Annotated in this window: 25 protein-coding genes and 1 pseudogene; 24 read left to right on the top strand and 2 right to left on the bottom strand. The window is 32.4% G+C overall.

Going from position 1 to position 24,915, the window contains the following annotated elements; all coding sequences use genetic code 11:
* Positions 1-17 precede the first annotated feature (17 nt).
* From rsgA to hydE, 3 genes are read left to right on the top strand one after another with little or no spacing between them, the layout of a single operon-like run.
* Positions 18-902 carry a ribosome small subunit-dependent GTPase A gene (rsgA, locus tag DWX29_RS07575; protein ID WP_022088513.1) on the top strand — a complete coding sequence of 295 codons (885 nt, stop codon included), beginning with the start codon at positions 18-20 and terminating at the stop codon, positions 900-902.
* Positions 903-925: 23 nt separating this feature from the next.
* Positions 926-1,579, top strand: coding sequence for a ribulose-phosphate 3-epimerase (rpe, locus tag DWX29_RS07570; protein WP_117909833.1), 654 nt, complete (start codon positions 926-928; stop codon positions 1,577-1,579).
* A 14-nt stretch (positions 1,580-1,593) separates the two neighbouring features.
* A complete protein-coding gene (gene hydE / locus DWX29_RS07565; protein WP_118565543.1) occupies positions 1,594-2,640 on the top strand; it encodes a [FeFe] hydrogenase H-cluster radical SAM maturase HydE in 1,047 nt (348 codons plus the stop codon).
* Positions 2,641-3,112: 472 nt separating this feature from the next.
* On the opposite strand, the gene DWX29_RS07560 is transcribed toward hydE, so the two are convergent.
* Positions 3,113-3,847 (bottom strand): phosphatase, encoded by a 735-nt coding sequence (locus tag DWX29_RS07560; RefSeq protein ID WP_118565542.1) that lies wholly within the window; start codon positions 3,845-3,847, stop codon positions 3,113-3,115.
* Positions 3,848-4,151: 304 nt separating this feature from the next.
* Positions 4,152-5,249, bottom strand: a complete 1,098-nt coding sequence (gene ychF, locus DWX29_RS07555) for a redox-regulated ATPase YchF (RefSeq protein ID WP_022088217.1) — start codon at positions 5,247-5,249, stop codon at positions 4,152-4,154.
* 227 nt (positions 5,250-5,476) lie between these two features.
* On the opposite strand from ychF, the gene lgt reads away from it, so the two are divergent.
* The 21 genes and pseudogenes from lgt to DWX29_RS07455 all read left to right on the top strand — a co-directional run bounded on the left by lgt (position 5,477) and on the right by DWX29_RS07455 (position 24,893).
* Positions 5,477-6,397, top strand: a complete 921-nt coding sequence (gene lgt / locus DWX29_RS07550; RefSeq protein ID WP_022088216.1) for a prolipoprotein diacylglyceryl transferase — start codon at positions 5,477-5,479, stop codon at positions 6,395-6,397.
* A 317-nt stretch (positions 6,398-6,714) separates the two neighbouring features.
* On the top strand, positions 6,715-7,140 hold the full coding sequence (gene mraZ / locus DWX29_RS07545; protein WP_022088215.1) for a division/cell wall cluster transcriptional repressor MraZ: 426 nt from the start codon (positions 6,715-6,717) through the stop codon (positions 7,138-7,140).
* Between the two features lie 30 nt (positions 7,141-7,170).
* Positions 7,171-8,106 carry a 16S rRNA (cytosine(1402)-N(4))-methyltransferase RsmH gene (rsmH, locus tag DWX29_RS07540; protein WP_118565541.1) on the top strand — a complete coding sequence of 312 codons (936 nt, stop codon included), beginning with the start codon at positions 7,171-7,173 and terminating at the stop codon, positions 8,104-8,106.
* A 2-nt stretch (positions 8,107-8,108) separates the two neighbouring features.
* Positions 8,109-8,594 (top strand): cell division protein FtsL, encoded by a 486-nt coding sequence (locus DWX29_RS07535; RefSeq protein WP_118565540.1) that lies wholly within the window; start codon positions 8,109-8,111, stop codon positions 8,592-8,594.
* Positions 8,595-8,600: 6 nt separating this feature from the next.
* Positions 8,601-10,586 carry a penicillin-binding protein 2 gene (locus tag DWX29_RS07530; RefSeq protein WP_118565539.1) on the top strand — a complete coding sequence of 662 codons (1,986 nt, stop codon included), beginning with the start codon at positions 8,601-8,603 and terminating at the stop codon, positions 10,584-10,586.
* A gap of 68 nt (positions 10,587-10,654) precedes the next feature.
* The gene (locus tag DWX29_RS07525; RefSeq protein WP_199663680.1) at positions 10,655-12,376 is read left to right on the top strand and encodes a penicillin-binding transpeptidase domain-containing protein; all 1,722 of its coding nucleotides are present in this window, start codon (positions 10,655-10,657) and stop codon (positions 12,374-12,376) included.
* A gap of 115 nt (positions 12,377-12,491) precedes the next feature.
* Positions 12,492-13,463, top strand: a complete 972-nt coding sequence (gene mraY, locus DWX29_RS07520; protein ID WP_022088210.1) for a phospho-N-acetylmuramoyl-pentapeptide-transferase — start codon at positions 12,492-12,494, stop codon at positions 13,461-13,463.
* A 39-nt stretch (positions 13,464-13,502) separates the two neighbouring features.
* Positions 13,503-14,690, top strand: coding sequence for a putative peptidoglycan glycosyltransferase FtsW (locus DWX29_RS07515; protein ID WP_117909840.1), 1,188 nt, complete (start codon positions 13,503-13,505; stop codon positions 14,688-14,690).
* 22 nt (positions 14,691-14,712) lie between these two features.
* The gene (locus tag DWX29_RS07510; RefSeq protein ID WP_117909841.1) at positions 14,713-15,906 is read left to right on the top strand and encodes a cell division protein FtsQ/DivIB; all 1,194 of its coding nucleotides are present in this window, start codon (positions 14,713-14,715) and stop codon (positions 15,904-15,906) included.
* Positions 15,907-16,076: 170 nt separating this feature from the next.
* On the top strand, positions 16,077-17,195 hold the full coding sequence (ftsZ, locus tag DWX29_RS07505) for a cell division protein FtsZ (RefSeq protein ID WP_117909842.1): 1,119 nt from the start codon (positions 16,077-16,079) through the stop codon (positions 17,193-17,195).
* A 130-nt stretch (positions 17,196-17,325) separates the two neighbouring features.
* A complete protein-coding gene (locus DWX29_RS07500) occupies positions 17,326-17,703 on the top strand; it encodes a GntR family transcriptional regulator (protein ID WP_118565537.1) in 378 nt (125 codons plus the stop codon).
* On the top strand, positions 17,703-18,611 hold the full coding sequence (locus DWX29_RS07495; RefSeq protein ID WP_118565536.1) for an ABC transporter ATP-binding protein: 909 nt from the start codon (positions 17,703-17,705) through the stop codon (positions 18,609-18,611). The genes DWX29_RS07500 and DWX29_RS07495 overlap by 1 nt, the downstream gene beginning before the upstream one ends.
* On the top strand, positions 18,599-19,897 hold the full coding sequence (locus DWX29_RS07490; protein WP_118565535.1) for a hypothetical protein: 1,299 nt from the start codon (positions 18,599-18,601) through the stop codon (positions 19,895-19,897). The genes DWX29_RS07495 and DWX29_RS07490 overlap by 13 nt, the downstream gene beginning before the upstream one ends.
* A 234-nt stretch (positions 19,898-20,131) precedes the next feature.
* A pseudogene (locus DWX29_RS12940) lies at positions 20,132-20,347 on the top strand (pyridoxal 5'-phosphate synthase lyase subunit PdxS); the annotation flags it as partial.
* Entirely contained in the window at positions 20,324-20,500 is a 177-nt protein-coding gene (locus DWX29_RS13045) for a hypothetical protein (protein WP_347497665.1), read from the top strand. The pseudogene DWX29_RS12940 and the gene DWX29_RS13045, both read left to right, overlap by 24 nt.
* A 159-nt stretch (positions 20,501-20,659) precedes the next feature.
* Positions 20,660-21,565 carry a sigma-E processing peptidase SpoIIGA gene (locus DWX29_RS07480; protein ID WP_118565533.1) on the top strand — a complete coding sequence of 302 codons (906 nt, stop codon included), beginning with the start codon at positions 20,660-20,662 and terminating at the stop codon, positions 21,563-21,565.
* Between the two features lie 90 nt (positions 21,566-21,655).
* The gene (gene sigE, locus DWX29_RS07475; RefSeq protein WP_243003032.1) at positions 21,656-22,357 is read left to right on the top strand and encodes an RNA polymerase sporulation sigma factor SigE; all 702 of its coding nucleotides are present in this window, start codon (positions 21,656-21,658) and stop codon (positions 22,355-22,357) included.
* A 99-nt stretch (positions 22,358-22,456) separates the two neighbouring features.
* A complete protein-coding gene (sigG, locus tag DWX29_RS07470; RefSeq protein ID WP_118565532.1) occupies positions 22,457-23,233 on the top strand; it encodes an RNA polymerase sporulation sigma factor SigG in 777 nt (258 codons plus the stop codon).
* Between the two features lie 182 nt (positions 23,234-23,415).
* Complete coding sequence (locus DWX29_RS07465) at positions 23,416-23,679, top strand: PRC-barrel domain-containing protein (RefSeq protein ID WP_117909849.1); 264 nt, start codon at positions 23,416-23,418, stop codon at positions 23,677-23,679.
* 62 nt (positions 23,680-23,741) lie between these two features.
* Positions 23,742-24,191, top strand: coding sequence for a transcriptional regulator NrdR (nrdR, locus tag DWX29_RS07460; protein WP_022088197.1), 450 nt, complete (start codon positions 23,742-23,744; stop codon positions 24,189-24,191).
* Between the two features lie 186 nt (positions 24,192-24,377).
* The gene (locus DWX29_RS07455; RefSeq protein ID WP_118565531.1) at positions 24,378-24,893 is read left to right on the top strand and encodes a YqeG family HAD IIIA-type phosphatase; all 516 of its coding nucleotides are present in this window, start codon (positions 24,378-24,380) and stop codon (positions 24,891-24,893) included.
* Positions 24,894-24,915: the final 22 nt, after the last annotated feature.

Raw genomic sequence — 24,915 nt, 5'->3', positions numbered from 1 at the left:
AGTTGTATAGGTGAAGAATGACAGGAAAAATAATAAAAGGAATTGCGGGATTTTATTATGTTCACATAAAAGATTATGGAATATATGAATGCAAGGCAAAGGGAAAATTTAGAAATAATAAAATAAAACCTTTAGTAGGGGACAATGTAGAAGTTGATATATTGGATTCTTTAGAGAAAAAAGGAAATATAGTAAAAATTTTATCAAGGGAAAATGATCTTATCAGACCATTAGTTGCAAATGTAGATCAGGCAATGATAGTATTTGCAGTAAAAAAACCTGATCCTAATTTAAATCTATTGGACAGATTCTTAGTAATGATGGAATATCAGAATATTGAAACAATAATCTGTTTTAATAAAATAGACATTGGAAATGAAAAATTCATGGAAGAATTAAAGAACACATACAACAATGCAGGATATAAGGTCTTATTTGCAAGCGCTACGGAAAATGAAGGCGTGGAAGAAATAAAGAAACTACTATATGGAAAGACAACTGTTTTAGCCGGACCGTCAGGTGTAGGTAAATCTTCAATGTTAAATGCGCTTACAAATGAAGATAAAATGGAAACAGGTAAAATAAGCGAGAAAATAGGCAGAGGTAAGCATACAACAAGGCATTCAGAAATATTTAACATGGATAAAGAGTCATATATCGTAGATACTCCCGGTTTTAGTTCGATGTTTGTACCTGGAATGACTAAAGAAAAGTTGCAGGATTGTTTTCCTGAAATGGCACAGTATGAGCCGGAATGTAAATTTGGAGGGTGTGCACATATAAATGAACCTATATGTGGGGTTAAAGAAGCAGTGAATTCAGGGAAAATTTCTAAGACAAGGTATGAAAATTATATTTTACTTTATAAAGAATTAGAAGAAATGGAAAGAAATAAATATTAAATATATATGGAGAGGAAAAGAAAATGAATAAGTTATCACCATCAATTTTATCAGCAGATTTTGCAAATTTAGGAGCAGATGTAAAAAGAATAGACGAGGCAGGATGTGACTGGATACACATAGATGTCATGGATGGAATGTTTGTACCAAATATTTCATTTGGTATACCTGTTATTAAATCTATAAGAGGATGTACTGATAAATTATTTGATGTTCATTTGATGATAGAAGAACCAATAAGATATATTGAACAGTTTAAAGAGGTAGGAGCTGACCTTCTTACTATACATGTAGAAGCTTGTGAAGATGTAAAAACTACTATTGAGGCAATAAAAAAAGCAGGACTTAAAGTCGGTTTGGCCCTAAATCCGCCAACAGCAGTAGATGAAGTAATTCCATATATGGAAATGGTAGACATGATTTTGGTTATGACAGTAAATCCGGGATTTGGAGGACAGTCATATATAGATGAATGTACTGAAAAGGTTGAAGTGCTTAGAGCAGTAAAAGAAGAATATAATATGGATTTAGCTATACAGGTAGATGGTGGGGTTACATTAGATAATGTAAATGTCCCGTTAGAAGCCGGAGCAAATGTAATTGTTGCAGGCTCAGCTGTATATAAAGGAAACGTAGAAGAAAATGTAAAAAGATTTAAAGAAATATTTAATAAGTAAATCAAATAAATAATATGAAGAACACAGAATTAATAGAAAAGTTATATGAAAACCAAAATTTAGAAGATTGTGAATTGTTACAACTGATAAATACGATAAGTGAAGAGGAAAGAGAGAAGCTTTTTTACTATGCAAGAAGGGTGAGGGAGAGAGAATATGGAAATGATGTTTATATTAGGGGACTGATAGAATTTACCAATGTTTGCAAAAATGATTGTTATTATTGTGGAATACGAAAAAGTAATGATAAAGTAGAAAGATACAGACTTACCTTGGATGAAATATTAGAATGTGCTAGAGAAGGATATGTGTTAGGATTTAGGACATTTGTTTTACAAGGTGGAGAAGACAGTTATTTTACGAAGGAAAAGATTGGAAAAATAGTTAAATGCATAAAAAATGAATTTCCTGATTGTGCTATTACTTTGTCGGTAGGTGAAAGAACTTATGATGAGTACGAATATTGGTGGAATATGGGAGCAGATAGGTATTTGCTTAGACATGAGACTGCAAATGAAGTACATTATAAAAAATTACATCCATATAACATGAGTCTTGAAAATAGAAAAGAATGTTTATACAGTCTTAGAAAAATTGGATATCAGGTAGGGGCAGGATTTATGGTAGATTCGCCTTACCAGACAACTGATAATTTGGTTGAAGACTTAAGGTTTATGCAGGATTTAAGACCGCATATGATTGGAATAGGACCATATTTATCTCATGAAAATACACCATTTAATAATCAAAAAAATGGATCATTGCAACAGACGTTAGTATTACTTGCAATAATCAGATTGTTATTTCCTAAAGTTTTACTACCGGCTACAACGGCTCTTGGAACAATAGACCCAAATGGAAGAGAATTAGGATTAAAGGCAGGAGCAAATGTTGTAATGCCTAATTTGTCTCCTGTAAGAGTTAGAAAAAAATATGAGTTGTATGATAATAAGATTTGTACGGGAGAAGAATCAGCACAGTGTAGAAATTGTCTTAATTTAAGGGTGGAATCTACGGGATATCATATAGTAACTGATATTGGAAACAGCAGAATACAATAATTAACTTGTATTGCGATGGCTATAAAACTTAACGAAAGAACGCTTGCGCTGCTTGCCGCTCGTAGCGTTCCAAACCAATTAACTTACCTTGCGATGACTGTAAAACTTAACGAAAGAACGCTCGCGCTGCTTGTCGCTCGTAGCAGTTCTAAATATTCAGTGTATATTCTGACTTTGAAAACTGCGTTTTCAGCCAGAATATGCGCTGAATATTTGAACCGACGGCGACAAATGCTCTTTCTTTTAAGTTTTATAGCCATCGCAAATTTAGTTTATTAGTTTTATAGTCATTATAAATTTTGTTATATCAATTTATATGATGTTGGGGGGCAAAAGCACCAAACATTGATGCCTATGGATTATTCCGTGCTATGCACTTCCACAATCCTACCCAATATTCGCATATCGTGGGAATTATCCCACTCTTTGCTCATATTGTGACCTTGACATCATTTGCATTATAATTTTTAAATTAATGGTATAATCTGTTTTTTGCATTTTCATTTATATATTCTTCAAATTTCTTTGAGTCATAATTGATTATAAGTTTATCAGGAAAGTTTACTTTTTTAATAATTGGTTCGATGCATGTGTAGTTTGCAATGTCATTCATGTAGTGAGCGTCGCTACCGCATATCATAGGTACATCATATTTCATTGACAATTTCGTTAGAGTTTCCTGGTTTTGTGCTACATTTAAACGGGAAGAACTACGTAGGGCGTTGTTGTTAAGCTCTAATAAGGTATGGTATTCTTTAGCTGCTTTTACTACAGCTTCGTAATCTAAAGGGCAATGTCCGTCATCAGGATGACTGATTATGTCAATGTCAGGATTTTTTATTGCGTTGATTATTGCAGTAGTATTTTCGTCGATGCTTCTCGGTTTGTAACATTGAAAATGAATTCCCGCTATTCTTAAATCTAAATGTTTAATATGTTCAGGCTTTAAATCTAAGGTTCCTTTGTAGTCAAGTATATTAATCTCAGCACCAAGCATAAGTTTAACTCCATATTGCATACGTGGAACTACCTTTATGTTGAAAAAGTAGAATGGATTGCATGCACCAGGAATTCCGGGACCGTGTTCTGTTATGCCTAAAATATCCAAGTTACGATTGGATGCTTCTTTAATCATTTCGTTGATTGTACCATAAGCGTGCCCACTGGCTAATGTATGTGTGTGAACATCTAATTTAATTTCTTTCATATAATAATCTCCTGATAATATGTATTGCATAATTAATTTGTTTTTATTTGGGATGAATGTAAAACTTAAAAGAAAGAGCATTTGTCGCCGTCGGTTCAAATATTCAGTGCATATTCTGGCTGAAAACGCAGTTTTCAAAGTTAGAATATGTGCTGAATATTTAGAACTGCTACGAGCGGCAAGCAGCGCGAGCGTTCTTTCGTTAAGTTTTACATTCATCCCAAATTGAAAGGTAAATGTAAAGATTGAATTTCTATATATAAAAATAAGACCATCTGATAAACAAATGGTCTTATTGATAATGCTATACATTAAATCTGAAAAGAATTACATCTCCATCTTTTACAATATAGTCTTTTCCTTCAAGGCCTACAAGACCTTTTTCTTTTGCTTTTGAATAAGAACCGCAGTCAAGCAAATCCTGATAATTTACAACTTCGGCTTTGATAAATCCACGTTCAAAATCAGTGTGAATTTTGCCGGCAGCCTGTGGAGCTTTTGTACCTTTCTTGATTGTCCATGCTCTTGTTTCGTCTTCACCTGATGTTAAATAACTGATGAGACCAAGAAGAGAATAACTTGCTTTGATTAGTTTATCAAGACCTGATTCCTTTAATCCTAAGTCTTCAAGGAACATTTGCTTTTCGTCATCATCTAATTCAGAAATTTCCTGTTCGATTTCAGCACTGATTACAAAAACTTCGCAATTGTTCTCAGCAGCAAACTTTCTTACAGCAGCAACGTGCTCGTTAGAAGCACCGTCATCAGCTAAATCATCTTCAGAAACATTTGCAGCAAAGATAACAGGTTTGTATGTTAAAAGATTATATTCTTTAATCCATGCCTGTTCATCTTCATCATCAGTATCAAATCCGATTGCAAGATTTCCTGCTTCAAGATAAGCTTTTAATCTCTGTAAGAAATCAAGTTCTTTAGCTAAAGTCTTATCATTTCTTGCACCTCTTGTTGTCTTAGCGATACGACGTTCCAAAATTTCTGCATCAGATAAGATTAATTCAAGATTAATAGTTTCAATATCTCTTAAAGGATTAATGTTTCCGTCTACATGGATAACATTTGTGTCCTCAAAACATCTTACAACATGTACGATTGCGTCAACCTCACGGATATTGGCAAGGAACTGGTTTCCAAGACCTTCACCTTTAGAAGCACCCTTTACTAATCCTGCTATGTCAACAAATTCAATAACTGCAGGTGTTACTTTAGCTGAGTTGTATAAAGCAGCTAACTTGTTAAGTCTCTCATCAGGGACTGCAACAACACCAACGTTAGGGTCGATAGTACAGAAAGGATAATTTGCTGATTCTGCACCGGCCTTTGTTAATGAATTAAATAAAGTACTTTTGCCTACATTTGGTAAGCCTACAATACCTAACTTCATATGAAATCCTCCGTTTCTTTGGTATTACCACATCATAGTTTAGCATACTTTTATAAATTTGAAAATAAGAATAAATGCAGTTAAAACAAAGAAGGCAAAAGAGCGGTAAACATTGACATTAAATATTGTCAAAGATATAATCGGAGAAGACAAAAAAGCCTAGATTAAAAATGATATTAATAGGAAAATAGCAATAAGAATATAAAAAGAATAAGAAGGAAAGTTATATGAATAGTATTTTAGCAACCAGCATTGAATTTGCCAATTTGGGAATAAAACTTAATAATGTTGGAAAAAGTATTTCGATATTTGGAGTTGATATTGCTTATTATGGAATGATAATAGCAACAGGTATGATATTAGGAATAATTGTTACGTGTGCAGAAGCAAAGAGAACAGGACAGGATCCAAATGACTATATTGATTTCGCAATATATGCAATTATATTTAGCGTTATTGGAGCAAGACTTTATTATGTAATATTCAGTTGGGATTATTATAAGAAAAATCCGGGACAGATATTAAATATAAGAGGTGGAGGACTTGCAATATATGGTGGAATAATTGCAGCAATAATTACGTGTTTTGTATATACGAGAATTAAAAAAATGTCAATGCCAAGAGTAATGGACACGGCAGTGTTAGGATTAATACTTGGACAGATACTTGGAAGATGGGGTAATTTCTTTAACAGAGAAGCGTTCGGAGGAGTTGCATCAGGTAAAAATCCATTCGCAATGAAAATATATTTTGACAGTCATTATAGTATAACTCAGGTTCCGGATTCCGTAAGAGAAGGAATGGAGAAAATGTTTGGCAAAACATTGGAACAGATAGGATACATTCAGGTTCATCCTACATTTTTATATGAATCATGTTGGAATCTGGTACTATTAATTATATTACTTATATTTAGAGATAAGAAGAAATATAATGGAGAGGTATTTTTGTGGTATATAATCGGGTATGGAACAGGAAGATTCTTTATTGAGGGACTACGTTCTGACCAACTTATAATGCCGGTTACAGGATGGCCTGTTTCGCAGGTATTATCTTTAATACTTGTAATAGTAGGAATAGCATTTGCTATTTATATGAGAAATAAATTAAAAAAGGATGTTGATGACACATCGGAAATTGAAATATAAAAGTGAATAGTAATTATTTTAAAAAGCTTCGTCTTATTTTAGGCGAAGCTTTTTATTTACACGAGCAACAAGCCAAAGTCCATGCTTGCGTGAGACCTTGGCGACTGCCGCGATAACTTGAGAAAATCGCAAAGCGTGTTTCGCATAGTTTGTATAAGAAAACTAATTTGTAAGAAATGTATGGCAAATACAGCAAAAAAAGTATTGCAGAAAGCCCATATTTGTACTAAAATAGCCTTATGAGTGGCACAAAGTGGAGAAAAGTGGTTGAAAGTGGTTAAAAATTAGCAAAAAACCATAAAAAGTAGGTGATTTCAATGTTAATGGGACAATACAATCAAAAAGTTGATACAAAAGGTAGAGCAATTGTCCCTGCCAAGTTTAGAGAAGAACTTGGGGAGAAGTTTGTAATTACCAAAGGATTAGACCAGTGTATATTCGGGTTTACAGAAAGTGAATGGAATATATTAGCTGAAAAAATTGGGTCACTATCATTAACAGACAAAAATGTCCGTAAATTTGTTAGATTTTTCCTCGCGGGGGCAGCAACCCTTGAGACTGATAAACAGGGAAGAGTTTTAATACCTGCAGAATTAAGGGCATATGCCTCACTTGAAAAAGATATAGTATGGGTAGGCGCAGGAAAAAGAATAGAAATCTGGAATCCGGATAAATGGGCAGAAAATACAGAATATGATGACATGGATGAAATTGCAGAGCACATGTCAGAACTTGGAATATAGAATATAAAACAATTAGAAAAGAGGGGTCATATGGATTTCAAACATGTGTCAGTACTTTTAGAAGAAACCATTGATGGCTTAGATATAAAACCAGACGGAATATATGTAGATGGAACATTAGGCGGAGGCGGACATGCATATGAAGTATGCAAGCGTCTGTCGAATAAAGGTAGATTCATAGGAATTGATCAGGATGGAGAAGCCTTAGAAGCAGCAAGAAAAAGATTAAGTGAATTTGAAGACAAGACATCATTAGTAAGAAGCAACTATTGTGAGATAGACACAATACTTAAGGATTTGAATGTAGAAAAAGTTGATGGAATCGTATTGGATTTAGGCGTTTCTTCATATCAAATTGATAATTTAGAAAGAGGATTTTCTTACAAATCAGATGCTCCACTTGATATGAGAATGGACACAAGACAAAGCAGAACAGCAAGCAGTGTTGTTAATGAATACAGCGAGATGGAACTTTACAGAATAATCAGAGATTATGGTGAAGACAAATTTGCAAAGAATATTGCAAAGCATATCGTAAAAGCGAGAGAAGAAAAGAAAATCGAAACAACAAAAGAATTAAGTGACATTATAAAGGGTGCGATACCTATGAAAGTACAGAGTAAAGGTGGACATCCTGCAAAGAAGACATTTCAGGCAATAAGAATTGAAGTAAACAGAGAATTAGAAGTGTTGAGTCAGTCGCTAGATACAATGATTGATCATTTAAAACCGGGTGGAAGAATTTGTATAATAACGTTCCACTCATTAGAAGACAGAATAGTAAAAGTTAAATTTAAGGAAAATGAAAATCCTTGTACATGCCCACCTAATTTTCCGGTGTGCGTTTGCGGAAAAGTATCAAAAGGAAAGGTTATTACAAGGAAGCCTATAATCCCTTCTGAAGAGGAGATTGAGGTGAATAAGAGAGCAAAAAGCTCAAAACTAAGAATATTTGAAAGGCGATAGCAATGAAACAGGAAAAAAGGGAGTACGGATATCGTGGTAATGCATATATAGACGGAAATACAGTTAGAAAAGAAGAAATAATTCCAGAGAGAACAAGACGAGTATATAAAGATGGAAAAAGAGTATATGAGTCAGAAAGACAAATAAGAGAAAGGGAAAGAGCATTACATATGAATGGTTCATATGTATTTTTCCTTACAGGAGTATTTGCGGTATGTCTTGCAATGTGCTTTGGATATTTATATGTACAGTCAGAAATTTCTCAAACAAGAAGTGAAATTTCAAAATTAAAAACAGACATTAGCACAGTAGCTTCACAAAATGACTCATTAAATTATTCTATAAACAGTTGTATGGATACAAACAACATTTATAAAAAGGCAACACAGGAAATGGGTATGACTCAAGCTACAGATGAGCAGATAGTTTTCTACAAATCAAGCGATAGCGGTTATACCGTGCAGTATGGAGATATTCCGAAAGAATAAAAGATTATGGTAGAAAATAGAAGAAGACCGGCAAGACGGTCATATAAGAGAGCAGAATTTAATAAAGGAATGCAGAAAAAGCTAGCGATTGTATTTGTATTAATCATCCTAGCTTTATTTGCGTTATGTATAAGAATTGGATATTTGACAAAGGCAAAAGGAGATGAATATTCAATTAAGGTATTGGCACAGCAAGGTTATACAAGCAAGACACTTCCTTATAAAAGAGGAGACATTTTAGATAGAAATGGAAATGTGTTAGCGACAAGCGTTAAAGTATACAATCTTGTGATTGATTCAAAGGTAATTCTTAGCAACAAAAAATATCTTGAACCAACAGTAAATGTTTTGACAAGATATTTTGACTTGAATAAAGATGAACTTACAAAAGGCATAAAAGAAAGAAAAGATAACAGTTACTGGGTAGTATTAAAGCAGTTAGAATACAAAGATATAGAAGGGTATAAGGATTATATTAATAAGGAAGAACCATCAAAAGAAGAAGCAAAGGAAATATCTTATGTAAAGGGTGTATGGTTTGAAGAAGAATATAAGAGAATGTATCCGTATAATTCATTAGCATGCAGCACTTTAGGATTTGTTAATAAAGATGGAAGTGCGAATATTGGAATTGAATCAAGTTATAATGATGTACTTTCAGGGCTTAACGGACGAGAATATGGATATGTAAATTCAGATAACAGTATGGAGACTGTAATTAAGGATCCTACTAATGGAGATACAGTTGTATCGACTATAGACATGAATATACAAAGAATTGTTCAAAAAGCAATAAAGAAATATATGAAAAAATATCAGCCAAAGAGACTTGCAGCAGTAATAGCAGACCCTAATACAGGTGAAATACTTGCTATGGCTGATAATACAACGTTTAATTTAAATGAACCATGGGATTTATCATTTAAATACACAGAACAGGAACAGGAAAATCTTTCAGAAAAAGAAATTTCTGATGAACTTAATTCAAGATGGAAAAACTTTTGTGTAAGTGATTCATTTGAACCGGGTTCAACAATTAAACCGTTTACTATTGCTGCGGCATATGAAGAAGGAAAAACTACAAGAAACAGCACATATTTTTGTGATGGATATGAAGTTGTAGGTGGATTTACTATTAGATGTCATGATGTTTCAGGACATGGAACAATCACAACAAAACAGGCATTGGCATATTCATGTAATGATGCTCTTATGAGAATCGGATTTGATTTAGGAGCAAAAAAATTAGTTGAATATCAGAGAAGATTTGGATTTGGTGCGAAAACAGGTATAGATTTACCAAGTGAAACAAGAGGACTTGTATATGATAGTAATATGGGTGCATCAAGTTTAGCTACTAATTCATTTGGACAGAATATCAATGTAAACATGATTCAAATGGTTGCAGGATTTTCTTCTTTAGTAAATGGCGGAAATTATTACGAACCACATGTAGTAAAAGAAGTTGTTTCAGAGGATGGAGAATTAATTGATAATTATTCAAAGACTTTAGTAAAGGAAACAGTAACTGATAAAACTTCTGATTTTATAAAAGAAGCGTTAAGAGCTGTAGTTACAGACGGAACAGGTAAAACAGCAGCTATTCCGGGATATACAATTGGTGGTAAAACAGGTACAGCAGAAAAGCATTATACAGATGGAAAGACAGGAAGAATTCCAGGAGAATATATCGTTTCATTTTTAGGATGTGCACCTGTTGAAAATCCTGAGGTAGTATGCTATACAATCATGGATTCTCCAAAAGAGGATACACAGTCCACAGCGTTTAGTACAGAATTTTGGACATATATTATGAAACAGGTACTTCCATATATGGGTGTTTCTCAGACTGAAGATGCAGGAAAAGATAAGGATATAACAAATACAAAAAAGAGTGATATAAAGGATAATTATTCTCAGGGAATAACACAGGAGGATATGCCTGTAGAAACACAGACAGAAAATCAAAATGATTATACAGGTGAAGAATAATTATTTATACAGAATATGTTTAAAATGACAGAATATATTAGTAGTAATCATTAAAAAAATGGTTATTTATGAAACTGGGTAAAGTAAGAACCAAGCAACGTAAAATGATGCTTATATATGTCTGCATAATATACATAATGATGTTAGGGGTATTTGGAAAACTTGTATATATAATGGTAGTTAAGGGTGAATATTATTCTCAGAAAGCGTTGGATGTGCAGGAAAGAGAACGTAGAATTAAAGCTGCCAGAGGAAAAATATTAGACAGAAATAATAATGTTATTGCGTCTAACAAAACTGTATGTACGGTTTCGGTAATTCACAGACAGATTAGAGATACGGACGCAGTAATTAAGATGTTATGTGAAGAACTGGATTTAGAAGAAAAAGAAGTAAGAAAAAAAGTAGAAAAAGTAAGTGTAAGAGAAAAAATAAAGTCCAATGTGGATAAAGAAATAGGAGATAAAATACGAAGCTATGATTTTGACGGCGTAAAGGTTGACGAAGATTACAAAAGGTATTATCCTTATTCTTCGATGGCATCAAAAGTGTTAGGATTTACCGGAGCGGATAATCAGGGCATTGTAGGACTTGAGGTTAAATATGACAAATATCTTCAGGGCAGGGACGGACTCATTCTAACGCCTACTGACTCAAGGGGAATAGAGTTAGATACAGCATTAGAAGAAAGAGTTGAACCTGTACCCGGCTATAATCTGGTTACAGGAATAGATATAAATATTCAAAAATATTGTGAGCAAATAGCTTACAATGCATTAGGAGCAAAGCAGGCAAATTATGTTTCGGTGATAGTTATGAATCCTAGAAACGGAGAAATAATGGCCATGGTAAATGCACCGGAATTTGATTTGAACAATCCATATTCTCTTACAGAAGAATTTTCAAATGATACTTCCGGAAAATCAAAACAGGATTTACTTAATAATATGTGGAGAAATCAATGCATAAATGACACATATGAGCCGGGTTCTACGTTTAAAATTGTTACGGCAACCGCGGCTTTGTCAGAAAATCTTGTAAGTTTGGATTCGACATTTAATTGTCCGGGATTTGTAGTTGTAGATGACAGAAGGATAAGATGCCATAAGACTACTGGGCATGGAAGTCAGGATTTTGTACATGGAACCATGAATTCGTGCAATCCGGTATTTGTAAATGTTGGATTAAGAGTTGGAGTAAAAAAGTTTTATAATTATATGGATAAGCTTGGACTTTTAAAAACAACCGGAATTGATTTGCCTGGCGAAGCAGGAACAATTATTCATAAACAGAAAAATGTAGGGAATGTTGAATTAGCAACAATGTCATTTGGCCAGTCGTTTCAGATTACACCTGTACAGTTTTTGACTGCGGCAAGTGCCATAGTAAATGGAGGTAATTTGGTAACTCCACATTTTGGTGTTGAAATTCGAAATGAAAACAATGAAACAGTTAAAAAATTAAAATATAATGAAAAGAAAAATGTAATAAGCAAAGATGTTTCAGAAAAAATGAAATATATTTTGGAAAAAGTGGTTGCTGAAGGAACGGGAAATAAAGCACAGGTTGAAGGATATAGAATAGGTGGAAAGACCGCCACATCGCAGAAACTTCCAAGAAGTGCCAGAAAATATATAGCATCTTTTATGGCATTTGCACCTGCTAATGATCCACAGGTTATTGCGATGATAATTGTTGATGAACCGCAAGGAGTATATTATGGAGGAACAGTAGTTGGACCGTTAATGAAACAACTATATGAGAATATTTTACCGTATGTTGTTAAATAAAATATAATGCATACTTATTAAAAATGTGATATATATTTAATGCACGTAAATTAAATCGCTTTTCTATTTGTAAAGAAGTGATTATAATTATAAAAAAACAGAAAGAGGAGAAAAAATGGATACAAATATTATTTTTGGAATAATTATGTCATTTGTTATTAGCATAATTTTATGCCCTATAGTAATTCCAATATTAAAAAAAGTAAAATTTGGACAGTATATTAGAGAAGAAGGACCGGAGAGTCATAAAAGCAAAGCAGGAACACCTACAATGGGTGGAATGATTATTTTATTTAGTTTAATCGTAACATCTTTGTTCTTTATAAAAGATTATCCAAAGATTGTTCCAATATTATTTGTAACAATAGGATTTGGAATTGTAGGATTTTTAGATGACTTCATTAAAGTAGTTATGAAGAGAAATGAAGGCTTAAATCAGATACAGAAAATGTTGTGTGAAATTGTTATCACAGCAATATTCGCATTTTATATGGTAAAATATTCAGGAATGGGAACAGAAATTATAATTCCATTTACACATGGTCAGACAGTTGACATGGGATGGTTGTTTATACCAATGCTGTTCTTCGTTGTATTAGGAACTGTAAATGGAGCTAATTTTACAGATGGTTTAGATGGATTGGCCACAAGTGTTACATTAATGATAGCAGTATTTTTCATGGTGGTTTCAATAGGAACAAATAGTGGAATAGCACCAGTTACAGCAGCTTTAGCAGGTGCATTAATGGGATTCTTATTATTTAATGTATATCCTGCAAGAGTATTTATGGGAGACACAGGTTCCTTAGCACTTGGCGGATTTGTTGCTGCAACAGCATATATGATGAAAATGCCATTATTTATTTTGATAGTTGCATTTATTTATCTCATGGAAATAGTAACAGTTATGATGCAGGTTACATATTTCAAAATAACAAAGAAAATATATGGTCAGGGAAGAAGAATTTTCAAAATGACACCAATACATCATCATTTTGAAAAATGTGGATATATGGAAACACAGATAGTTGCAGCATTTACAGTTATAACAGCAGTATTATGCCTTTTAGGATATGTAGCATTATAAAATGACAATATAAATTAAAACGCTTAGAAAGGAGTAAATATGAAAACAGAGTACAATTCAGTTTCAGAAGATGAAATTGTTAAAACTAAAAAAGAAAAGAAATCTGTAAATTATTTTGACTATAGCCTTTTATGCGTTTTAATTTTTTTGATTTGCCTTGGATTTGTATTACTTTATAGTGCAAGTTCCTATTCGGCTCAGTTAGCTAAAGGCGATGCAAGTTATTATGTAAAAAGAGAAATTATATTTACTATTGCAGGAGGGGTTGTAGGTTGGTTTGTTATAAAAAATTCAAAGTTTTTTATAACACTTATGAATAGAATGGCAATGCCAATGTACATAGTTTCTATTGTTTGTGTTGTTATGGTTGTGGCAACACCTCTTGGAATCGAAAGAAATGGTGCAAAAAGATGGTTAGGATATGGAATATTTTCTTTCCAGCCGGCAGAATTTGTAAAATTTACGGTTATAGTGCTTACTGCAAGTCTGTTGTCAAAATGTTCACAAAAGGCGTTAAAGGATTACAGAAACATATGGCGCGTATATAGTTATACAATTGTAGCGACACTTTCAATCATGGTATTAACATCTAACTTAAGTTCAGCCATTATAATTGCAACAATACCGGCTATTATGATTTTAGTAGTAGGTGTGCCAAAGAAATTTGTTAAACAGGCGATATTTCTTGTAGCATTAGCAGCAATTCCAATGGGAGCATATTTAACATTACATGGTGATGGATTTAGATTGAATCGTATTTCGGTATGGCTAAATCCGGAAGATAATGCGGCTGATGGTGGATTTCAGGTGCTTCAGGGATTGTATGCCATAGGTTCAGGAGGATTATTTGGTAAAGGATTAGGACAGAGTGCACAGAAACTTGGTTTTGTTCCTGAAAGTGCAAATGATATGATTTTTTCAATTGTATGCGAAGAATTAGGATTGTTTGGAGCAGTTGCAATTATTGTTTTATTTGCATTTATAATAAGAAGAATGAGAATTATAGCAGGAAATGCACCGGATTTATTTTCGTCATTATTGGTTGTTGGTGTTATGGCACAAATATCAGTTCAGGTAGTGCTTAACATAGCGGTTGTAACAAATTCAATCCCGAACACAGGTGTATCCCTTCCGTTTATAAGTTATGGAGGAACATCAATATTGTTCCTGTTATATGAAATGTCACTTGTATTAGCTGTCTCAAAACAGATTAAGAGAATACAATAAGAAAAGGAGTTGATGCAGTTTTATGAGCAGAAAAATGGATAGAAAACGTGCGCAGATGAAAAAACAGCGTCAACATCGACATCAGACGCAGATAAAAAATCATCAGCAGGCGGAAAGAACCGAACAAAGACGAAGAAACGAAAGAGAAAATAGAGAAAGAAATGAAAGACGTCAGGAAGAGCTAAGACGTCAGGAACAGAGAAAGAAAAAACTTCAGGCTAAAAAGGCAGAAGAAAAAGAGAGAATTCTGCAGAAAAAAGCACAGGAAAGAGCAAGAAAGAACGAGGAGAAAGAAGAAAGGCGTATTCAAAAAGAAAGTAAAAAAAGAATACGTAAAATGCGATTTAGAAAGGCAACAAGAACTTTAAGAAAGGTGCTTAAAGTTGTTTTAAGTATTTCTGCAGTTGTGGCAGCGGTATTTTGCATTATATATTTTGGCTTTAAATTAAATTCCGTAGAAATGAAAGGAAATGAAATATACACACAGCAGGAATTGACGGATTACATATTTAAAGATGGAAAAAATAAAAATACATTTGTATTCTGGTTAAAAGCGAAAACCGGAATGGGAAAAGTGGAAATTCCGTTTTTAGATAAATATGATGTCAAAATGAAGTCACCATCAAAACTTCAAATATCGGTATATGAAAAAAGTCTAATTGGTTATGTGGAAAAAGATGGCATATATATTTATTTTGACAGAGACGGTGTTATAGAAAAATTAGCTACCGAGAAAATAAAAGGTATTCCAAATGTTGTTGGAATCGAAATTAATAATCCTAAATTGTATGAAAAATTTGAAGTTAAAGATGAAGATGTATATGATTTGCTACTGACTGTTTCCCAGGCAATTCAGAAATATAACTTTAATGTAAAGAAAATTGAAATTACAGAAGATGGACAGGCTTCTATTTACATAAAGAAAGTAAAAATTGAATTTGGAAAAGGTAGAGACTTAAATGAAAAAATGATAGATTTGAGTGATATGATTGATGGAGGACTACTTAAATATAAAGGCACTCTTAACATGAAGTCTTTGAGTACAGATGGAAGCGGATATACTTTAAAGGAAAATGAAACTAAGACATCATCCCAGAGTGAAAGTGAGAGTGTGGATAGTACAAATCAGGATGAAACACAAAATAATAGTAATCCGGTAAGTAATGAAGCAACAAATGAAGCAACAAATGAAGAAACTACAGCAGTTGAACGGTAAAAATTTAAAAATATTATTATTTTGTAAAAAAATTTGTTGATATTTTTTTCAAACGAATATATTATATATAATATATGCAATGAAGTAGATTTTTTGTCTACATTGTTGTATACTAATTGAGTTAGAGTATCGAGAATAATGAATGAAATGAAACGAAGGAGGACAAGCTCTTGATAGAAATCACAACAAATGAAACAGAAGCAGTTGCAAAGATTATCGTTATAGGCGTTGGTGGCGCAGGTAATAATGCTGTTAACCGTATGATAGATGAAAATATAGGTGGAGTAGAATTTATTGGTGTAAATACAGATGCACAGGCATTAAAGAGATGTAAAGCACCAACAACATTACAGATTGGTGAAAAGGTAACTAAGGGACTTGGTGCAGGAGCTAAGCCTGAAGTTGGTGAAGCAGCAGCAGAAGAGAATGTTGAAGAATTAGCTCAGTTAATCAAGGGAGCAGACATGGTGTTTGTTACTTGTGGTATGGGCGGTGGAACAGGTACAGGAGCTGCACCTGTTGTTGCAAGAATCGCTAAGGAACAGGGCGTACTTACAGTAGGTGTTGTTACAAAGCCATTTAGATTTGAAGCTAAGACAAGAATGAACAATGCATTAGCAGGAGTAGAAAGATTAAAGGAAAATGTTGATACTTTAATTGTTATTCCTAATGATAAATTACTTGAAATCGTTGATAGAAGAACAACAATGCCTGAAGCATTAAAGAAAGCTGATGAAGTATTACAGCAGTCAGTACAGGGTATTACAGACTTAATTAATGTACCTGCATTAATTAACCTTGACTTTGCTGATGTACAGACAGTTATGAGAGATGCAGGTATTGCACATATCGGTATCGGTTCAGCAAGTGGTGATGAAAAAGCTAACGAAGCAGTTCAGATGGCTGTAACATCTCCATTACTTGAAACAACAATTGAAGGTGCTAAGCACGTTATCGTTAATATTACAGGTGATGTATCACTCTTTGAAGCTAATGAAGCAGCAAGTTATGTTCAGGAATTAGCAGGTGAAGATGCTAATATCATCTTTGGTGTTCGCTATGATGATACATATCCTGATGAATGTTCAATTACTGTTATGGCTACAGGAATTGATCAGGGTAGTGCAATCACAGCTAATCCATTTGCAACAGGAAAAACAACAAGACCTTTTGGCGGAATATCAGGTGCATCAACAATTAAGCCATTTACATCAAGTCAGCCGATAAAACCACAGCCAACAGTAGAACCAAGAGAATTAAAGATTCCTGATTTCTTACAGAACAAATAAATTAGATTAAAATATATAAAAGAGACAGACTCATGATTTAAGTGAGTCTGTCTCTTTTTGCGTTCAACTTGACAAATAACTACACTACAACTATGCTACATTATATGAGTAATGTAGTAGGAGAAACATAATGGATATTAATGAAAATAGTATGGTCCCTATTTATGTTCAAATTGCAGATGCTATAGAAGACGATATTTTATCAGGTAAACTCGAAGAAGGAGAATCATGTTATTCACAATTGGTTTTGGCAAAGGAATTGCATGTTAATCCGGCAACAGCTGCAAAGGGAATAAATCTTCTTGTCAACAGAGGAATTTTAATTAAGAAAAGAGGTCAGGCAATGACCATTGCAGTTAATGCTAAAAAACTTGTTGAAGACAGAAAACGAAAAGAAGAGATGACTAAGATAGTAGATGACCTGGTTTGCTGGGGAAAAAGATTATCGATGTCTAAACAGGAAGTGATTGAGCTGATAGAAGAAAAATATAAGGAGATAGGGCAGTAATGAGTAATGAGATTAAAATAGAAAATCTGAAATTTGGATATGGATATAAAAGTAAAAAGATATTCAATGGTTTAAATGTTAGCATAGCACCGGGACAAATAGTTGGAATAGTTGGAAGAAATGGTGAAGGAAAGACAACATTGATGAAGCTTATAGCAGGAAGACTCAGTCCCGATGAAGGAAGTGTATTAATTGATGACAGGGATCCGGCAACTGACATTGAGACTGCTAATAAAATAATCTATGCATCAAGCACTTATAATACTGAGAGCAGATCAAAGTTAAAAGATATACTTCAATATCATAAATTAATGTATAAGAATTTTGATATTAATTTTGCAAATAAGTTAATGGATGTTTTTGATATAGAACAGAACAAAAGGATAGGACGTTTGTCGAAAGGTCAGACAACAATATTTAATTTTATATGTGCAATTGCTTCAAGAGCAGAAATTACAATTTTAGATGAACCTGTATCGGGAGCGGATTCTGTAAGAAGAAAACAGATATACGATATTATATTACGTGATTATATAGAATATCCAAGAACAATATTAATTTCAAGTCATTTGCTATCAGAGATGGAAAATATACTTGCAAATATATGTATGATTGGGGCTGGACAGATTCTTTATAATGGCGATGTAGATGAAATGAAACATAAAGCATTTAAGGTAAAAGGAACAAGACAGCAGGTAACTGAATTTGTAAAAGATAAGAAAGTTATTTTTAAACAATTATGCGAGACTAATAATATTGCTGTTGTGGAAGAAGATTACAATAAAACTGTTATGGAAGAGATTAAGGATAAGGGACTTATTGCTGAAAGATTGACAGCAGAAGAATTCTATATGTATAGAACAACGGTAAATTTAGGAGAGGATTTGGAAAAATTATGGGAAAAATAGAGCGTAAAAATATATTTGATTTGTATAAATTGCGACTCAAAATGTATAGAATAAAGCAGGTTATGATGATTATTATACCGGTAACGTTTTTTATGGAAATTGATTGGGTTTTGAGTCTTTTATTTTCTTACTTTAATAATGAAAAAGGGGACATAATATTTGATTACATGGGAATTGATGGACAATATGCAATTATTGCATCTATTATATTTATAGTAGTAATGACATATTTTAATTCTTTTTATAAAGACTACGTAAATAATTATCCGTGTAACAGTAAAACAATATATTTATCTCATTTTCTAACAATGAATACAGTTGGAATAATATGGATTTTACAATGCACATTAAATATGGTGTTAGGATATGGTCTGGCAAAATTAATAGAGCAATATAATGATAAATTAGTTGTTGTTAATGAAATGGTTGTAAAAAATGTATTGTTGTTTTTTGTTATGGGACTAATGTGGATAGTTTTCGTCACATGTATTATGCAGTTTGTAAGTACAGTGTTTAGGAAAAGTATAGCAGCTTCTATTGTGATGGTTGTACTATTTGTATCAATTTTTATTTGGCAAAGAAATAATATTATTTTTGATATGGCAAAGACAGTTGTTAATTTCTATTGTTTTGAAAATAATATATGGGTGTACATATGTAAAATATTAATTACATCAGTTGTTTGCTTTAGTGCAGGGTTATTGTTAGAAATAAACATAAAAGACAGTAAAAATGGAAATAAAGTAATTAGTGCGGTGCTATTAGCAATTACACTAATGGCAGCAGTTATGGGTACATCATATGTTAGTGAACAAAATGTTGTTGATTATGTTGATGATTATGTTGATGATTCTGTAGAAACTGTAAGATATCCATTGAATATTTCAGATGGTGAAAAAATTGATATGGATGCTGATATTGAAAGTCAAATGATGATACATGGTTATTCAATTTCAGCACTGGAAGATGGAGAAACTGAACCGTATGTAGAAATAGTAAGGCATGCACCGGAAATACATAGCGATTATATTAAGGATATATATGAAAATATGGAATTTAATGTATATATAAAGAATCATAAGATGCATATAGAAAGCAAACAGCAAAATAAACTGTATTTAGTGTTGTCTAAAGATGTATTTTTAGGTAGTTTTACGAATAGATTTGACAATAGTAATGTTGGGTACAATACTGATGTGGAAAATTACTATTTGTCAAGTTATGAGGTAAATGTGCATATTCCAAAAAAATATATAGTTCAGGAAGAAAGTGTAGGATGGGATTAAAATATAAGTCATGATAATAAGCATAATTAATACAAATGAATAAATATAAAAAACTGGTATTGTCTAAAAGTGCTAAAATGGATATTTAGACAGTATCAGTTTTTTGTATTATGTAAAAGTAAAAAAGATATATCAAATAAGAAGCCTAAATATAAAAGAGAATAGGTTGAATTTACAGACGCGTTTGTAATCCTAAAAATAAATACAAATAAAGGTATTATAAGGAGAGCAAAAATGGCAAATAAAAGATATGAACTTAATAAGGAATTGGCACAGATGTTAAAGGGTGGAGTAATTATGGATGTTACAACACCGGAACAGGCAAAGATAGCAGAAGAAGCAGGAGCATGTGCGGTAATGGCACTTGAAAGAATTCCGGCAGATATTAGAGCAGCAGGCGGTGTGGCAAGAATGAGTGACCCTGCAATGATTAAAGGAATTCAGGAAGCAGTTAAATGTGGCACAGAAATTATGGCTGTGATAAATGAAAAAATTGTAGCCGTAAAATACAATAATATGTTAGCAATGTCATTTCATCCTGAATTAAATGAGAGTGATAAAATACATAAATATTTCGTAGATATGATAATAAATAATAAATAAAATTTACTTTTATTTATTAAAGATGTCATGAAATCAGATTTTACGTTTTAAGAAAAATACATTTACATTTTTTGTAAATGTATTTTTTTATTACACGAGAGTTCGACAAATTTTTCGGGGATTTAAGTATATAATGGCTTTACCATTTGGAGGTGAAGGATGCATGTAATATATGTAGACGTGTATTTTGCAATAAACTTTCTAATGGATTTTATTATTTTAGTTGTTGCAAAACAGATACTTAACTTTAAAGGAAAAATAGAGGTACGAACAGCAATCAGATGTGTTATCGCAGCTTTATTTGGAGCAACTTACAGTGTAATAATATTAGTGCTTAAAGTAAAATACGGAGTGTTGCAAATATTATTTACATGGCTGGTTGTCCCATACATAATGACCGGAATTGCGTTTAATAACAGAAAGTTATCTGGAATAAAAATGCTGACTGTTGTATATTGTGTTACTTTTGTGTTGAATGGGGTGGTATCAATGCTTAGCAGCTATAGTTTTTGGGGGAAAACAGTGGCACAGGCAAAAACACAGGAACACAAAAAATTAAATGTACTAATGCTGATGTTTGGAATAGTAATTGGATGTCTGCTAATGAAGGTGGCAGTTTATCAAATGCTAAACAAACTCAAGATCCGCAAAAATCTGTATAATGTACGAATTGTAAATGGCGATTCAAAGATAGAAACAGTCGCTTTAGAAGATACAGGAAATAGTTTAAGAGAACCGTACAAAGGCAGACCGGTATCTGTTTTGCAATACAATGTAATAAAACAAATTTTAACCGGAAATGAGAAATGTTTTCTTATTCCATTCAAATCAGTTGGAAGTCAAAATGGAATATTGACGGGAATTACTGTTGATTATATGGAAATTAAAAATAGAGACATTAACTTGAAAATTTTAAATCCGGTATTAGGAATTTATAAAGGAATGTTTAATAACGATAAAAAATATCAGATGCTTTTAAATTCTGAATTTATTCTACATAATAGTAAAACAAATCAAAAACAAATAGGCGATTGCGAAAATTGCAATATGCACTCGCAATTTTGAAACAAAGTAAATAGATGATTGCGAAATTGCAATGCATGTCCACAATTAAAAATAAAAGAGAGGAGAGAAAAATTGCTTAAAAATTTAAATGTGATTCCTGTGCTTACCAGATGGATACTTTCAGATGAGTCTAATGAAGTACATTATATCGGAGGACCGGATGTGCTTCCGGCTCCACTTGAAGGTGAAGAAGAGGCAAAACAGTTAGAAAAATTAATAAATGAAAATGATGAATCAGCAAGAAGAATGTTAATAGAACATAATTTGAGACTGGTTGTATACATAGCAAAAAAATTTGATAATACAGGGGTAGGCGTAGAAGATTTGATATCAATAGGAACAATTGGTCTTATTAAAGGAATAAATACGTTTAAGACAGATAAAAACATAAAACTTGCTACATATGCATCACGTTGTATTGAAAATGAAATACTAATGTATTTGAGAAGAAACAATAAAACAAAACTTGAAGTATCTATAGATGAGCCTTTAAATGTTGACTGGGATGGTAATGAACTTTTGCTTTCGGACATTCTTGGAACAGATGAGGACGTTATATCAAGAGGACTTGAAAATGAAGTGGAGAAAAGTCTGTTAAAAAAAGCAATTGAAAAATTAAATAAACGTGAAAAATCAATAGTGGAAATGAGATTTGGACTAAATAATAAAGATGGGGAGGAGATGACACAGAAGGAAGTCGCAGATTTTCTTGGAATATCACAATCGTACATATCAAGATTAGAAAAAAAGATAATGAATCGACTTAAAAAAGAAATTGTAAAATATGAATAATGTATAAAGAGCCGTGTTTTTGTTAATCATTTAAATGTAATACAAATTGACAAATATTTGTTTGTTGATAAGAAGTAATTGAATGATTTGGAGGAAAATATGGCTCTTTTTAAAGTGGAAATAAGTGGAGTAAACACGACACAATTACCGTTACTGACAAATGAAGAAAAAACTGAACTTTTTAAAGAGATAAAAAAAGGAAACAAAGAAGCAAGGGAAAGGTACATTCAGGGGAATTTGAGACTTGTGCTAAGTATTATTCAGAGATTTTCGGGAAGCAATGAAAATATGGATGATTTGTTTCAGATTGGATGCGTTGGACTTATAAAAGCAGTTGACAATTTTGATGACACATTAAATGTAAAGTTTTCAACTTATGCAGTACCTATGATTGCAGGAGAACTAAAGAGATTTTTAAGAGATAATGCATCAATCAGAGTAAGCAGGTCGATAAAAGATACAGCGTATAAAGCTATTTATGCTAAAGAGCGTATAATGAAGACAAGCAATAAAGAACCAACCATAAGTGAAATATCTAAAGAAATTGGAGCTACATCTGAAGAAGTTATATATGCCTTAGATGCAATACAAAGTCCGGTATCTTTATTTGACCCGGTATATGACCAGGGAGGAGATACTTTGTATGTGATGGACCAGATAAGTGATAAAAAAAATAAAGAAGAAAAATGGGTAGATAGAATAGCTCTTGCTGAAGCAATTAAAGGGCTACCGGAAAGAGAAAAAGAAATAATAGACTTAAGATTTTTTAAGGGAAAAACACAAATGGAAATAGCTGATGAAATAGGAATTTCTCAGGCACAGGTTAGCAGACTTGAAAAAAATGCGATAAAGGCAATGAGGCATTATATGCGATAAGAAGTGGTAAAAAGCTATATAAGATAAAAAATGCAAAGCGATATATGTAATAATAATGATAAAAAATAGATGACATGGAAATACAAAATAATATATCAGTTAAAATAGTAAAACGCTATATAAGATAAAATCATAAAATATAAATTTTTCTCATAAAATAAAAAAAAGACTGCAGAGCAAAAATGAGAATATGTGAGTTAAAACAGAAAGAAGTAATTAATTGTTGTGACTGTAAAATGATAGGCTCGGTAGAAGACTTGGAATTTGATATTTGCACAGGATGTATAGAAGCACTGATTGTGCCCGGGCCTACAAAATTCTGTAATCTTATATGTAGCGATTTTGAATATATAATTCCTGTAAAATGTGTAAAGCAGATTGGGGATGATATTATTTTGGTTAGTGTAGACTTAGATGATGTAAAGCATAAGTACAAAACGTCTTGACCAGATAACTAATTCTTTTTATAATCAATTTATGACTGGAATTAAGTATTAGGAGGCAGAATATGAAGTGTCCATTTTGTGGAGAAGAAAATACAAAGGTAATTGATTCAAGACCGGCAGAAGAGAATAATTCTATCAGACGCCGAAGACAGTGTGAGGTATGTGGTAAACGTTTTACTACATATGAAAAAGTAGAAACAATACCGCTTATCGTTATAAAGAAAGATGATAACAGAGAACCGTATGATAGAAGTAAGATAGAGAGGGGAATTGTACGTTCATGTCATAAAAGACCTGTATCTTATGATCAGATAGTATCTACGGTTGAAGAAATAGAGGCAGAGATATTTAATAAAGAAGAAAAAGAGATTTCAAGTAATGAGATTGGTGAAATCGTTATGGATAAAATTAAAGAATTAGACCAGGTTGCATATGTAAGATTTGCTTCTGTATATAGAGAGTTTAAAGATGTAAATACATTTATGGATGAGTTAAAGAAATTTTTAAATTAGTGCATAGATGATGAAAGAATAACTTTGATTAGTGCATCTAATGATGTAAAAATATTTTAAAATTGTGTATCTGATGATGTAGGAACATTTTAAATTAGAGCATCTCACAATGTAGGAACATTTTAAATTAGAGCATTTGATGATGTAAGAACATCGTAAATAAAAGATAGAACGCAGGAGAAAAATATGCTTGAAAGATTTTACCCAAATGAATATATAAATTCTGTAGAAGATATAGATTTTGACATGTATTATAAACAGGGGATAAGAGGAGTGATATTTGATATTGACAATACATTAGTTCCTCATGGACATCCCGCTACAGATAAGAGTATTGAATTTTTCGAAAAATTAAGAAAAATAGGACTTGATACGTGTCTTATTTCAAATAACCAGGAACCAAGAGTTGAGCCATTCGCTTATGCAGTTAAGTCAAAATACATATTTGATGCACATAAACCTTCAACTAGGAACTATAAAAAAGCGATGGAATTAATGCACACAGATGTAGATTCTACAATATTTGTAGGCGACCAGATATTCACAGATGTGTATGGCGCAAACAGAACAGGAATCCAGAGTGTGATGGTTAAAAAAATCGATAAAAAAGAAGAAATTCAAATAGTTTTAAAAAGAATTCCTGAAAAATTTATTTTATGGCGTTGGAAAAAGAAAATGTCTAAAACCGATATGAGTAAATAGTATAAATCATAAGTTTATATGA

Source organism: Eubacterium sp. AF19-12LB, from assembly GCF_003479125.1.
Classification (GTDB): domain Bacteria; phylum Bacillota; class Clostridia; order Lachnospirales; family Lachnospiraceae; genus Eubacterium_U; species Eubacterium_U album.
Note: the sequence above shows the minus strand (reverse complement) of the source record. Positions and strands in the feature narration are given on the sequence as shown.